The sequence below is a fragment of the Mycolicibacterium rhodesiae genome, from assembly GCF_002086695.1.
In the GTDB taxonomy this organism is placed as follows: Bacteria; Actinomycetota; Actinomycetes; order Mycobacteriales; family Mycobacteriaceae; genus Mycobacterium; species Mycobacterium rhodesiae.
In genome coordinates this window covers 671574-684378 of record NZ_MVIH01000001.1, presented here as the reverse complement: position 1 = coordinate 684378, position 12805 = coordinate 671574, and the positions used below count along the sequence as shown (strand labels likewise).

Below are 12805 nucleotides of genomic sequence, written 5' to 3'. Positions count from 1 at the left end.
AAACGTCAGGGCATCACGTTGAGGTTCGGTGCAGGCGGCAGGCCGGGAATCCGTGGCGGCGGCGGCAATCCGGGGATCAACGGCCTGCGCGTCGAGGTGGTCGTGGTGTCCCACGCGGTGGTGGTTGTCGGCATCGTGGTCGTGGTAGTCGGCGTCGTCGTGGTCGTGGTCGTGGTGGTCGGCGTCGTGGTGGTCGTCGTGGTCGTGGTGGTCGTGGTCGTGGTGGTCGGCGGGGTCGTGGTCGTGGTCTCCACGGTCACGACGGTGGTCGGGGTCTGCGGCGCGGGGGCCTGTTCGGTGACGGTCTGGACCGGCGGGTTGGTCATCGTGACGGTCTCCGCAGGCGGGGGCGATTGCGGTGCGCTCACGGTCGACGAAACCGCGGTGGCCGGAAGGGGTTTGACCGACGGCGTGCTCGGCGTGCTGGTCCCGGTGAGGGTGTAGGCGAAGCCGCCGACGGCGACTGCCGCGACGGCGGCCGCCCCGCCGAGCAGCAACGGCACACTGCGGGTCAAGCTGGACCCGCGCTTCTGAGGCGGTTCGCCGCCGAGGATCGACAGGTCGTCATCCTCGGCGTCGCCGTAACCGAGGTAGTCGGCGTCGCTGTAGGCGTAAGACTGGTCGTAGCCGCCGGTGTCGTCCGGCGCGTCGTCATTGGACCAGGCCAGCGGTGCGGCCATCGTCGCCGACTGCGGTCCGGGGTCGGCGATCAGCGGTGCCGGCGCCATGCCGGTCGGCGCGTCGGCAGCCAGCTGCCGTGCCGCGGCCAGGCCCGCTCCCAGCGCCGCATCCAGATGCGGGTGCGCCGACACCGTCACCGGCATCTGCAAGTGTTCGGAGAGTTGGTGCGTGGCCGCCGGTGTCACCGATTCGCCGATGACGGCGACTGCACTGACATCGGCGCGGCCGATCCGGGCGCGCTGCAGCGTGGCGTCCAGTGCGGGCAGGAATTCGGTGTCTTCACCGGACAGTTCCTCGAACCTGGTGGTCTCTCCGATCTGGCGGTAGTCGGCAGCCGCGTCGGCCAGGGTCACCGACGTGCCGCCGCCACCGAAGTCGCACACCACGATCACACCCTGGCGAGGCAACCCGGGGTCGCTCTGCAGTGAGCGCAGCGCCGCGGTCGCGTCGGAAACCAGGGCAGGCGGAGCGGCCGCCGACGCCAGCGCAGGCAGATTCCAGAGCGCATCACGCAGCGCGTCACGGCGACCGGGTCCCCAGTGCGCCGGGACCGCGACACCCGACACCGCGGCCAGGCCCGATCCCTCGGTGTCGGCCAGCCCGGACAGTGCCGCGGCCAGCAGCTGCTCGGCGCGATAGGCGAAGCCGTCATCTCCCGTCAACGGGATGGGATCACCGACCCGGTCGACGAAATCGGTCCACAGCTGGTCGCCGAGCGTGACCGTGGCGGGACAGATCACCGGCGCCGCCCCGGCCCGCGCGGCGACCAGACTGGCTGTGCCCACGGAAATACCCAGCGGTTCGGTCATCCGGCCATGATCACCAAGGGTCGGCGCCAAAGTCACTCAGGCGCGCCGATTCGGCACATCCCTATGACCTAACTGTGACTTTGCTTGGTGCTCATTGCCTTTGCCCATGGCAATCGAGGTAGGAACAGATCACGTCCACCAGCGCGGTCAGCTCCCGATTGCTGCGCTGCGGGCCGGCCATGACCAACTGGGTGATCACCAGCCCGCGCATGGTCGCCCAGATCAGGTCGCCGATGGCTGCGGCGTGCGGATTGTCCAGCCCTTCGGCGATGTCACGGCTCAAATCTGAGATGGCCTTTTGCAATTCGACGAGATGCCGGGTCCCGCGTTTGTCGCGCATGGCCCGGGTGCCGATCAGTATTTCCAGCGAGGCACGTGATGTCGGGCTGGAGAACGCCGCCCACGCGGCGTGAACCACCAGCTCTACCCGCTTGCGGCGACCCTGCGAAGGCGACGGCGGCGGCAGGCTGCGGAGCAGTTCCAGCAGTTCGGTGAAACCCCGGTCGACGACGGCCATCAGCAGGCCGTCGCGATCGCCGAAGTGGTACTGCACCACACCCCACGTGACGCCGGCACGTTCAGCGATGTGCTTGGCGCTGGCAGCGGCGAACCCCTCTTCGACCACACAGCGCACGGTCTCGTCGAGGACCGCCTCACGGGTGCGTTCGGCCCGCTCCTGACTGCCGCCGGGCGGGCGCCGCGGCGCGATCTTCGGAGTCATCGTCACCACATCACGCGGTCGGCGTGCGCGGCAGGTAGATCCTTGACCGACAACAAGCCGACAGGTGCGGCGCACACCGCGTCGATGGCGTTGACGGCGCGCGCGGCGGTCGAGATGACACCGCCGTCGTTGTGGTCGACGCCGTCCAGACCCAGGTGGGTGTTGATCTCCACGCCGGGGTTGCCCCGCACCACCACGCGGTGCACGCCGAGGCGGCCGTCCGGCGGATAGGGCCAGTCCGGCGCGGTGGCCGGGGTGAGCCGGTTGACGTGTTCCATGGTGATCACCGGCTGCCCGTCTCGGAGACCCTGCACTGCGAACCGGACGGCGGCGACATGACCGGGTGCAACGCTCATCATCGTGCAGTCGATCGGCTCGGGCGTCACCCAGCTCTCGTGCCACTCGCGCACCTCGTCGAGCGTGACCCCCAGGACATCGGCCAGCGACCGAACCTGGCCGCCCCACAGCGAGGACAGCACCCCGGGGGCGAACATGATCGGCGTGTGGTCTGGTGTCGTGCCGAAACCGAAACTGACGCCGGTGAATTCGGCGTCGTCATAGCTGCCGTAGTCGCAGATCTCCGAGACCGTGATGCCGGTGGCGCGGCCGGCCAGCGTCAGCGCGGTGTAGACCAGGCTGTCCCCGGAGTAGCCGGGGTCGACGCCGTTGATGTACAGCGAGGTGCCACCCTCGGCGCAGGCCGCGGCCAGCGGTTCGCGGATCCACGCGTCGGCGTGCTGCGGTGCGACCAGCCACACCATCGACGTGCCGACCACGTTGGTGCCTGCCCGCAGGAATCGGCAGATCTCCTCGATGGCCTGCTGTGGGCGCATTTCGGCCTGGGAGGTGTAAACGACGCAGTCGGCGCCGAGGGCCACCAGCGCGTCGATGTCATTGGTGGCGATGACGCCGGTGGGCTCGGCAAGGCCGCAGATGTCGGCGGCGTCGCGGCCGACCTTGTCGCGACCGTGGGCGTGCAGCCCGATCAGCTCGAGATCGGGCCGCTCGATGATCAGTGGCAGCGCGTGCTTGCCGACGTTGCCGGTGGCGAACTGGATGACGCGCTTCACAGCAGGTCCGTGATCGTCTTGAGGCCGGCTTCGTAGAGCACGCCGGGCATCATGCCGCCGTCGATCTCGATGGTGGTGCCGTTGATGAAATCGGCTGTGCCACCGCACAGGAACACCACGGCGCGGCCCACCTCCTGTGGCTCTCCGGCGCGATGCATGGGCACGGCGTGGAAGTACTTCTCGCCGCCCGGGTCGTCCTTGGGCAAGACGAACGATTTGAAGTTGTCGGTCATCGTCGGCCCCAACGCCAGACAGTTCACCCGCACTTTCGGTCCCCATTCCTCGGCCAGCGACCGGGTCAGATGGTTGAGGCCGGATTTGGCCGCCCCGTAGGACACCAGCGTCGGCGAGCCGGCGGGGTGTCCTGCACCGCTGGAGATGTTGACGATCGAACCGACGCCGTCCTGTTCGCGCATCTGGCGGAACACCCGGATGGCGAACCACATCGGGCTGATCAAGTTCATCTGAATGGCGAAGGCGTGGAACAAGATTGTGCGTTCATACTCGTCGTCCGAGGTCGGTGCGCCCTGGATCGTGGAGACGAGACTCGGGATGCTTTCGACGTTCGGCGCGGGCACGGTGCCGCCTGCGTTGTTGACCAGGATGTCGATGCGGCCGTAGTCGGCCACCACCCCGTCGACGAACTGGTCGATGGCCCGGTAGTCGCCCTGATCGCACACCCGCTGCGAGGAGCGGGCCAGCCACTCCGGATTGTCGGCCACCCCGGGCATGGCATCCAGCGGCCGGCGCGAGCAGCCGACGACAGTGGCTCCGGCGCGCAGTAATTCGTGCGCGATACCCAGTCCCACGCCGCGGCTGGTGCCGGTGACGACGGCGACCTTGCCGTCCAGGGGTGATGCCACTGTGAGCTACCTCTCGCCGGATCCGATTCTCATTAAGCGCTCAATATGATTACATGCTCAATGTTATTGGGCAATGACTTGGAGGACAGCGGCATGGGTCTGCGCGGAGAAGCCGCGATCGTCGGCTACACCGAACTCCCCGCCACGAAGCGACCGACCGGCCCGCTGGAGTTCACCCTCGAGCAGTGGGCACGGCTGGCGAAGGCCGCACTCGACGATGCCGGCTTGTCGGCCTCCGACGTGGACGGCATCTGCACCACTCATCTGCAGGAGTCCCAGATCTTCGTGCCGTCCACGGTCATCGAATATCTGGGTATCAAAGCCAATTTCGCCGAGATGGTCGACCTCGGCGGCGCCAGCGCGGTGGCGATGGTGTGGCGCGCGGCGGCAGCCATCGAGCTGGGTCTGTGCAACGCGGTGCTGTGCGTGATCCCCGCGACGCCGATGACGCCGGTCAGTGCGCACAAGCCGCTCGACGTCAGCGAGCTGATGTATTTCGGTGCGTCGAGCAACCGGTACGGCTCGCCACAAGCCGAATTCGAGATCCCCTACGGCAATCTCGGCCAGAACGGCCCCTACGGTCAGGTCGCCAACCTCTACGGCGCCACCTACGGCTATGACGAGCGGGCGATGGCCAAGATCAGCGTCGATCAGCGGGTCAACGCCAACCACACACCCGGGGCGATCTTCCGTGACTCCCCCATCACCGTCGATGACGTGCTCAACAGTCCGGTCATCGCCGCGCCGCTGCACATGCTGGAGATCGTCATGCCGGTGATGGGCGGCGCCGCGGTGTTGGTCACGAATGCCGATGTGGCGCGTCGCAGCGCCAACCGCCCGGTGTGGATCAGAGGATTCGGCGAGCGGGTGCCGTACAAGACACCGACCTACGCCCAGGAGCTGCTGCAGACCCCGATGATCAAAGCGGCCGCATCGGCGTTCTCGATGGCCGGGCTGACCCCGGCCGACATGGACATGGTGTCGATCTATGACTGCTACACGATCACCGTTCTGCTCAGCCTGGAGGACGCCGGCTTCTGCCAGAAGGGCAAGGGTCTGCAGTTCATCGCTGAGCACGACCTGACGTTCCGCGGCGATTTCCCGATGAACACTGCCGGCGGTCAGCTGGGTTACGGGCAGGCCGGCACTGCCGGCGGGATGCACCACGTCTGCGACGCCACCCGCCAGATCATGGGCCGCTCGGGTGCCACCCAGGTCACCGACTGCAACCGTGCGTTCGTCTCCGGCAATGGCGGCATCTTGAGCGAACAGACCACGCTCGTCCTGGAAGGTGACTAGTCATGGCCGACTTCGACAAGCCGATGCCGATCCCGACGCCGACCACTCAGCCGTTCTGGGATGCGCTGGCCGAGCACCGGATCCGGATCCAGTACTCGCCGTCGGCGCAGCGCTACGTCTTCTATCCCCGGGTGCTGGCGCCGGGCACGTTGGCCGACGATCTGGAGTGGCGGGAGATTTCCGGTGCCGCCTCGCTGTATACGTACACGGTGGCGTACCGGCCGGTCGCACCACACTTTGCCACCGAGGTGCCTCAGCTACTCGCGGTCGTGCAATGGGATGAGGGACCGCGGTTCTCGACGGAGATCGTCAATGTTGAACCGGCGGAGTTGGAAATCGGAATGCGACTGAAACCGGTGTTCTGCGACTATGCCGACGCGGGCGTGACGATGCTGCGCTACGAGCCGGCCTGAGTTCTATCCGACTCGCGCGTCGTCGTCGGATTTGTGGACTGCGTGAACCTGATCGAAGCGCAGGCACACGGTGGTGCCCAGCGCAGAGGAGTCGATGGTGACGTCATCGGCGAGCGCCCGCATCAAGGGGATGCCCCGACCGCGTGTGCGGCTTTGCGTGGCGGGAGTGGACTCCCGCCAGTGACCTTGGTCGGCAATCGTGACCGTCAGGGTGTCGCCGTCGCGTACGGCCTCCAGGTCGATGGTGCCGACTCCGCCTTTGAGCAGGTAGGCAAACTCGGCCGTATTGGCCAGCGCTTCGTTCACCGCCAGCACGACGTCGCTGAAACGAACTCGATCGATATCTCCGCAGGCTCGCAGCCAGGTCGCGAACTCGTCGCGAACCCTGGCTGCGTTGTGCGCATCAGCGACGACATCGTTGCGCGTGAAGCGGTCGCCGTCGGCTGTGTGACTGGGGTAACTCGGTGTCGTCATGGCAAAGCTCTTATACCCAACTTCCGAGAATTACTCACCCAGTGCGGCGCGCGCCTCATCCAACGTTGCGTACAGGCCGATGATGTCGGCGAGGCCGACCAGTTTCAGCGGCCGGCTCGTGGCGGGCCCGCTGGCCACGACACCGAAGCCGATCTCCGCCGACGCCTTGTCGCGGGCGGCGACGAGTACACCCATCCCTGCCGAAGCCAGGAAGTCGACATCGGACATGTCGACGATGATGGCGGCCGGGTTCTTCGTCAGCGAAGCGGTGATGCTGGCCTCGAGTTGAGGCGATGTCAGCATGTCGACCACTCCGGCAGCAGATATGACGACCGTCCGCCCGAACCACTCCTCGTTGATCACGCAGCCCGTGTTGGCCGCCGTGGTCGTGCCGGTGGTGGCAGTGGCTTGTTCGTCCAAGAGTTCACCTCACTACGCGCGCCGGACGGCGCGCTCGCAATCACAAATGTCTGCGAGGCTTCCGTCTGAACCTGGCAAGAACCTACTAGCTCTGTGCGCCGATCTGCTTGCGACGCGTTGTCTACGCCCGAAATTCTAGCGGGCCGACCGTTCCAGGCTAACCCACCTCGCCAGCGGACGCGTCAATGACAGTCAACGCGAGGAACGCCACATCATCGTCGGGGCGCAGTACAGCGACCAATTCGGCCAACTCGGCCACCAGCTGGGTGGCCGGCATTCCAACCCGCTCAGCCAGAAAAAGTCGTAACGCCGATTCGCCGAACGTGGTGTGCCCGTCGGGCCGGGCCTCCACGATCCCGTCGGTGTAGAGCAGCAGGGTTTGACCCGCTCTCAGCAACGTCTCGCACGCCTCGAACGTCGCATCTGCGACGGCACCAATCAACATGCCGCCCGACGAGCGAACCGGACGGATGGATCCGCTGTCGCGGTCCAGCAGCAGGGCGGGCAGGTGTCCCCCGGTCGCCAGGGTGATCCGGAAACCGTCTTCTTCAGGTCGGAGCTTGCCCGACAAGACTGTGCAGAAGCGGCGCTCGTTCGGGTCGGCGATCAGCGCCGCGTTGAGCTCGTCGAGTCCGTCGGTCGGGTCCTCATAGTGCAGGGCCGCCGCACGCAGCGTGTGGCGGACCAGAGCGGTGACCGCCGCGGCGGCGGCGCCGTGCCCCTCGACATCACCGAGGAAGAAGGCCCACTCGTCGCGAGCCACGCCAAACACGTCGTAGAAGTCGCCGCCGACCTGACCAGAGGCGGCCGGGTGATAGTGCGCGGCCATCGACAAACCGGGAATCACCGGCAGCGCCGATGGCAGGAGGGCGCGTTGCAGCACCGAGGCGTACTGCTGGGCGGTGTCGCGTAGTTCACGCTCGGCTCGCACCGTCGTCATCGCCGAGAGTCGCAGCTCGAGCGCGTTCATCACGATCGTGGCGAGGTCTTCCAGAGTGGCCAGCTGGTCGTCGGTTACGTCACCCGGCTCGGAGTCCAGAACACTGACGGTTCCCAGCTGATGCCCGTCGTCCGTCGTGACGGGTGCGGCCGCATAGAACCGGATCCCGAATTCGCCTGCGACACTGGGATTTCGGGATACGTACGGATCAGCGAGAGTATCGCGAATCACGTAGGTCCGGTTGTCGGCTATCGCCAGGCTGGACAGCCCGGCATCGCGCGGGATCTCGGTGAGACCCTTGACGCCGTATGTCGCCTTGAACCAGATCCGCTCCTCGTCGACGAAGGTGATCGACGCCATGGGCTTGTCCAACGAGCGGGCGGCCACGCGGGCGATGCGGTCGAACGCGGCGTCGGGTGCGGTGTCAAGAATTGCGTAACGGTGCAGGGCCCGCAGTCGTTCGCTTTCCACGTCTGCGCTGCTGAGTGAACTGAAATCAGTGGTCACCATGGGCTTTCGGCCGTCTGGCTAGTTGACATTTCAACCCTACGCGTGTCGGCCACTTCGCGCCCTCCACAGGTCTTTCGCTCCATATCGGGGACTCGGGACAACTCTCTTCCTATACTGGACTCATGTCTAATAAGACAGCGTCGACGCTGCCGCCGGGTCCTGCGCTGCCACCCCTGGTCCAAGCCATGCTGATGTTGCGCTACTGGCCGCGATTCGTCTCGGCGTGCAGGCGCCGTTACGGCCACACGTTCACGTTGCGGATCGCCGGCATGGGCACTCTGGTGTATCTCGACGATCCGGCCGACATCAAGCAGGTGTTCGCCGGCGATCCCGCGATTTACCATGCGGGCGAGGCGAATTCGATGCTGTCGGGCCTGCTGGGTCCGGCCTCGGTACTGGTTGTCGACGACGAGGTGCACCGCGACCGCCGGCGGCTGATGCTGGAGCCCTTCCACCGCGATGCGGTGGCGCGCCAGACCGAGGTGATGGCCGAGATCGCGGCGGCCAACATCGCCGGCTGGCCGGTGGGCACGGCGTTCCCGGTGGCACCGAAGATGTCCCAGATAACCCTCGAGGTGATCATGCGACTGGTGATCGGCGCCAGCGATCCGGCCCGGCTGGCCGCGCTGCGCGAGGTGCTGCCGAGGTTGTTGAACCTGTCGGCGTTCGAGTTGCTGGCCATCGGGACGCCCAGCCTGCAGCACCGGCTGCCGTGGCGCGGAGTGCGCCGCCGCATCGAGGAAGCCGACCGGCTGCTGTATGCCGAGATCGCGGAGTGCCGCGCTGATCCAGACCTGGCCGTCCGCACCGACGCGCTGGCGATGCTGGTGCGCGCAGCCGATCAGGCCCGCCGGACGATGACCGACGCGGAGTTGCGCGACCAGCTGATGACCTTGCTCGTCGCGGGGCACGACACCACCGCGACCGGGCTGTCCTGGGCGCTGGAGCGGTTGAGCCGCAATCCCGCGGCGCTGGCCAAAGCGGTACGGGCCGCCGAGACGGGCGACGATGAGTACCTGGATGCGGTGGCCAAGGAAACTCTGCGCAGTCGACCGGTGGTGTTCGACGTCGGCCGGATCCTCAAGCAGCCCGTGGAGATCGCCGGGCACCTTTTGCCCGCGGGTGCGATGGTGGCACCTGGAGTGGGACTGGTGCATTCCGACGACCGGATCTATCCGGACGCCGGCCGCTTCGACCCTGATCGCATGATCGGGGCGACACTGAGCCCGACGACTTGGCTGCCGTTCGGTGGCGGGGCGCGCCGGTGCCTGGGTGCGACGTTCGCGATGGCCGAAATGCGGGTGGTCCTGCGTGAAGTGTTGCGGCGGGTGGACCTGGCGACGACCTCGGAACGCGGCGAACGGCAGCGGGTCAAGCACGTCATCCTCACCCCGGAGCATGGCGGCCGGATCACGGTGACCCGACGGCGGACAGCGCTCCCGATCGGGGATCACGAAAACACCGCGACAACAACGTAATTCGTCAACGAGTCGGCTATCTCACCCGGCGACATGCCCCGCCGATCGCTTTGCCATCCGTCGAACGTATGTTCTACTGGACGCACTTGCAAGCCGCTGCGATTGTTGTTCAGGAGGAACTCGACGTGACCACGACTCTAGACACCCAGGCAACCGAAGCACCGTCTGCCCGCGCCGACGGCCCGGAGGTGTTGCTTCACCCGATCGAGGCGACGGTGGCCGAAGACTCGGTGTCGACCACTCCAGCCGAGTCCGCCGAGCCCACGAAAGCGCCTGCCAAGAAAGCCGGTAAGAAGACCAAGACGCTCGAACTCACCCTCACGGTCACCGGTACCGCCGACGGCGAATGGCGCGCCGACCTCAAGCGGGGCACCACGTATGTGGCCCGCAATCTTGCAGTCGCGGCGGCCGCCGTGTCCCGGGCGGCCAAGGAGCTGCATCAGGATCTGGCTACTCCGATCGACGAAGTCATCGAGGAGGCGCGCTCAGAGCAGGCTGCCAGGGTTGCCGCACTCGAGGCCGAACTGGAGGCCGCTCGCCAGGCGCTGGCCGAGCTCGAGTGACGTCCCGACCGGCCGTCCTGTGCCCGTGATGAGCGCGACATGCTGGTGACGCCGCACTTTCGGGTTTCAAATCGGGCAAATCTGTGAATTATCTGCGTGCTGTTCCCAACCGAGAGAGGTTCCCAGTGAAGCGAATCGTGTACCCCGTCCTTGCGGCATCGGCGGCGGCAGCCGTCCTGAGCGGCTGCTCGGCCTCGGAGGTCGTGAACACCGGCGGCGACACCAAGTGCAAGGACTTCCTCACTCAAGACGAGAAGAAGCAGAACGACGAAGTCAGCAAGATGCTGAAAGACAAGAGCGGGCAGGATCCGGCGAACCTCGAAATCACCGCCACCAAGACTTCGGTCACGGTGTACTGCCAGACGCTCGGCAAGGAAGACACCAAGATTTCCGAGGCGCCGCACGGCTAAGGACTACATCGGCCTACAGGCCGACGCCGCGGATGGGGTTCGCCAGATTGGCGGACCCCATTCTTGTGCTGCAGCCCGAGCAGAAGCCACACGTGGCGGAAATCGGCGAGACGGACGTTTCAGCGCAAAGCGTATGACGAAATGACTATGGCGCTCCGGTTAACTGCCATTATGCCGACCTCCATTGACCATCGAGACCAATGGTCATACGCTTTCCATGTATCTGTCCGTACATCCGGTGCGATGGGAAGTTGGAACCTCGATGTCCGTGAGCAACACCGCCCCCAGCGTCTTCGATGCCGACCTGCCCACGTTCAGTTACGGGCTCGACGCCACACCCAACGACATCTTCGATGATCTTCGGGCTGCGCAATCCCGCGCGCCCATTGCTATCGGGCCCCTCGGCCCAGAAATCCTGTCCTACGATTTGACCCGGGAAATACTGCGCGACAACAGATTCCGACTGCCACCCGGCATTACGCTTGCAGCGCAGGGCATCACGTCAGGTCCGTTGTTCGACAAGCTGGCGACCAGCCTCCTGGGGCTGAATGGTGCACCGCACGTGAGGTTGCGGAAACTGGTGTCCAAGGCGTTCACACCTCGCGCCACATCGCGCCTTACCGACACGATCCACGACGTGGTCAACGGGCTGATCGACCGGGTGATGGACGCCGGCCGTTGCGACGTCGTCACCGACATCGCCCGGCCCTACCCCACTCCGATCATGTGCGCGCTGCTCGGTGCACCTCAAGAGGACTGGCAGTTGTTCGCGGACTGGACCGAGGAGATCTTCAAGGCCTTCAATTTCCAACCGGACGCCAACTTCGACGAGTCCGAGATCATGCGCGCGTGGGGCGAACTCGACGCCTACGTCGATGACATGGTCGCTGCCCGCCGAAATAATCTGACCGACGACTTGCTCTCCGAGCTCATCCGCGCGGAAAGCGACGGCGACCGTCTGAATCTGGACGAACTTCGCGGGCTGGTGGCCGGCTTTCTGATGGCGGGAACAGACACGACGCGAAATCAGTTGGCGGCGTCGGTGCAGGTGCTCTGCGAGCATCCGGATCAATGGGCGGAGTTGGGCGAACAACCCGAGCTTGCGATGCAGGCGGTCGAGGAGAGCATGCGCCACTCGCCTGCGGCCTGCATCGTTCCGCGGGCTGCCGTCGAGGATGCCGAATTCGGCGGCTATCTGTTCCCGGCGGGGACCTTCGTGTTCGCGAATACGTTTGTTGCCAATCGTGATCCGGCGATCTACGACGACGCGGACCGCTTCGACATCTCACGCAAGGACGTACCCGCGATTCTGACCTTCGGCGGCGGCGCGCACTACTGCCTGGGGGCCAATCTCGCACGCCGGGAGTTGGCCGAAGCGCTCGTCGTCCTCACCCGCCGTCTGCCCACACCCCACCGTGCCGGCCCGGCCCCGTGGAAGTCCGTGCTGGGAATGACCGGCCCGACAACGCTTCCCATCGAGTTCGACGTCGACATGCTGGTGACAACGAATGCGTAGCCGAGGTTGGGCGGGCGTGACACCTGCCTCGGATGAGGAGGCGATTGCCCGGATACTGGACGCGGTAGACCAGGTGGTCGCCGAGAACGGATCAGCGATACGCATCGCCGACGTGGCCCGCGCGCTCGGGGTCACGCGCCAGACCGTCTACCGCTACTTTCCCAACGGTGATGCGCTGCTCATGGCCAGCGCGATGCGTGCGGTCGACGGGTTCATCGACCAGGTGATCCAGCACGCCAGCGGGCTCAAAGACCCGGTGACTGCGATCGTCGAAAGCTTGTCGTTCGGCATCGAGAAGCTCGCGGGCGATCCACAGCTGGAGAATCTGCTGACCCAGCGGCATGACGGTGAAGCCGTGACGTCACTGACGTCCCAGACCGCAACCACCTTCTGTCTGTCGGTGTTCCGCCGCCTCGATGTGGATTGGGGCCTGCACGGTTACGACAGCACCGCATTGGCTGAACTCGCCGAAATGACGCTTCGCACTGTGCAATCCATCCTGATCGATCCTGGCCGGCGGCCGCTGCACGGAATCGAACTGCGGCGCTTCATTACCCGATGGCTCGGTCCGGCGATCCTCTATCCGCGGATGACGTCGCTGTCGATCCCCGCGGAAACAAGCCGGCCACCCCGATAAC

Annotated in this window: 14 protein-coding genes; 7 read left to right on the top strand and 7 right to left on the bottom strand. The window is 65.9% G+C overall.

The features are described 5' to 3' along the window. Nucleotides 1-5: 5 nt before the first annotated feature. The 4 genes from BST42_RS29850 to BST42_RS03275 form a co-directional block, all read right to left on the bottom strand. Nucleotides 6-1490 (bottom strand): Hsp70 family protein, encoded by a 1485-nt coding sequence (locus BST42_RS29850; RefSeq protein ID WP_207569430.1) that lies wholly within the window; start codon nt 1488-1490, stop codon nt 6-8. A gap of 91 nt (nt 1491-1581) precedes the next feature. Continuing rightward, nucleotides 1582-2211 carry a TetR/AcrR family transcriptional regulator gene (locus BST42_RS03285; protein WP_083117075.1) on the bottom strand — a complete coding sequence of 210 codons (630 nt, stop codon included), beginning with the start codon at nt 2209-2211 and terminating at the stop codon, nt 1582-1584. 2 nt (nt 2212-2213) lie between these two features. Continuing rightward, on the bottom strand, nt 2214-3281 hold the full coding sequence (locus BST42_RS03280) for an NAD(P)H-dependent amine dehydrogenase family protein (protein WP_083117074.1): 1068 nt from the start codon (nt 3279-3281) through the stop codon (nt 2214-2216). After that, nucleotides 3278-4144 (bottom strand): SDR family NAD(P)-dependent oxidoreductase, encoded by an 867-nt coding sequence (locus tag BST42_RS03275; protein ID WP_083117073.1) that lies wholly within the window; start codon nt 4142-4144, stop codon nt 3278-3280. The genes BST42_RS03280 and BST42_RS03275 overlap by 4 nt, the downstream gene beginning before the upstream one ends. 93 nt (nt 4145-4237) lie before the next feature. On the opposite strand from BST42_RS03275, the gene BST42_RS03270 reads away from it, so the two are divergent. Both BST42_RS03270 and BST42_RS03265 read left to right on the top strand, forming a co-directional pair. Further along, nucleotides 4238-5443, top strand: a complete 1206-nt coding sequence (locus BST42_RS03270; protein ID WP_083117277.1) for a thiolase family protein — start codon at nt 4238-4240, stop codon at nt 5441-5443. A 2-nt stretch (nt 5444-5445) separates the two neighbouring features. Further along, complete coding sequence (locus BST42_RS03265) at nt 5446-5856, top strand: Zn-ribbon domain-containing OB-fold protein (protein ID WP_083117072.1); 411 nt, start codon at nt 5446-5448, stop codon at nt 5854-5856. A 3-nt stretch (nt 5857-5859) separates the two neighbouring features. Here BST42_RS03265 and BST42_RS03260 read toward each other — a convergent pair whose 3' ends face one another. The 3 genes from BST42_RS03260 to BST42_RS03250 all read right to left on the bottom strand — a co-directional run bounded on the left by BST42_RS03260 (nt 5860) and on the right by BST42_RS03250 (nt 8161). Beyond that, entirely contained in the window at nt 5860-6330 is a 471-nt protein-coding gene (locus tag BST42_RS03260) for an ATP-binding protein (RefSeq protein WP_083117071.1), read from the bottom strand. A gap of 30 nt (nt 6331-6360) precedes the next feature. Continuing rightward, nucleotides 6361-6750 carry an STAS domain-containing protein gene (locus BST42_RS03255; protein WP_083117070.1) on the bottom strand — a complete coding sequence of 130 codons (390 nt, stop codon included), beginning with the start codon at nt 6748-6750 and terminating at the stop codon, nt 6361-6363. Between the two features lie 157 nt (nt 6751-6907). Next, nucleotides 6908-8161 carry a PP2C family protein-serine/threonine phosphatase gene (locus BST42_RS03250; RefSeq protein WP_237159180.1) on the bottom strand — a complete coding sequence of 418 codons (1254 nt, stop codon included), beginning with the start codon at nt 8159-8161 and terminating at the stop codon, nt 6908-6910. 161 nt (nt 8162-8322) lie between these two features. Here BST42_RS03250 and BST42_RS03245 point away from each other — a divergent pair, with 161 nt between their 5' ends. The 5 genes from BST42_RS03245 to BST42_RS03225 all read left to right on the top strand — a co-directional run bounded on the left by BST42_RS03245 (nt 8323) and on the right by BST42_RS03225 (nt 12804). Further along, nucleotides 8323-9678 (top strand): cytochrome P450, encoded by a 1356-nt coding sequence (locus BST42_RS03245; protein ID WP_083117068.1) that lies wholly within the window; start codon nt 8323-8325, stop codon nt 9676-9678. Nucleotides 9679-9893: 215 nt separating this feature from the next. Next, entirely contained in the window at nt 9894-10241 is a 348-nt protein-coding gene (locus BST42_RS03240) for a DUF6319 family protein (protein WP_207569438.1), read from the top strand. A gap of 125 nt (nt 10242-10366) precedes the next feature. Further along, the gene (locus BST42_RS03235; RefSeq protein WP_410432626.1) at nt 10367-10651 is read left to right on the top strand and encodes a hypothetical protein; all 285 of its coding nucleotides are present in this window, start codon (nt 10367-10369) and stop codon (nt 10649-10651) included. A gap of 262 nt (nt 10652-10913) precedes the next feature. Then, complete coding sequence (locus BST42_RS03230; protein WP_083117275.1) at nt 10914-12167, top strand: cytochrome P450; 1254 nt, start codon at nt 10914-10916, stop codon at nt 12165-12167. Then, nucleotides 12160-12804: a TetR/AcrR family transcriptional regulator gene (locus tag BST42_RS03225; RefSeq protein WP_083117067.1), complete on the top strand. Its 645-nt coding sequence runs from the start codon at nt 12160-12162 to the stop codon at nt 12802-12804. The genes BST42_RS03230 and BST42_RS03225 overlap by 8 nt, the downstream gene beginning before the upstream one ends. Nucleotide 12805: the final 1 nt, after the last annotated feature.

Bases quoted from the DNA above. Each gene is read 5' to 3' on its own strand.
- BST42_RS29850 (WP_207569430.1), bottom strand. From the start codon at position 1,490: ATGACCGAACCGCTGGGTATTTCCGTGGGCACAGCCAGTCTGGTCGCC.
- BST42_RS03285 (WP_083117075.1), bottom strand. From the start codon at position 2,211: ATGACTCCGAAGATCGCGCCGCGGCGCCCGCCCGGCGGCAGTCAGGAG.
- BST42_RS03270 (WP_083117277.1), top strand. From the start codon at position 4,238: ATGGGTCTGCGCGGAGAAGCCGCGATCGTCGGCTACACCGAACTCCCC.
- BST42_RS03265 (WP_083117072.1), top strand. From the start codon at position 5,446: ATGGCCGACTTCGACAAGCCGATGCCGATCCCGACGCCGACCACTCAG.
- BST42_RS03260 (WP_083117071.1), bottom strand. From the start codon at position 6,330: ATGACGACACCGAGTTACCCCAGTCACACAGCCGACGGCGACCGCTTC.
- BST42_RS03245 (WP_083117068.1), top strand. From the start codon at position 8,323: ATGTCTAATAAGACAGCGTCGACGCTGCCGCCGGGTCCTGCGCTGCCA.
- BST42_RS03230 (WP_083117275.1), top strand. From the start codon at position 10,914: ATGTCCGTGAGCAACACCGCCCCCAGCGTCTTCGATGCCGACCTGCCC.
- BST42_RS03225 (WP_083117067.1), top strand. From the start codon at position 12,160: ATGCGTAGCCGAGGTTGGGCGGGCGTGACACCTGCCTCGGATGAGGAG.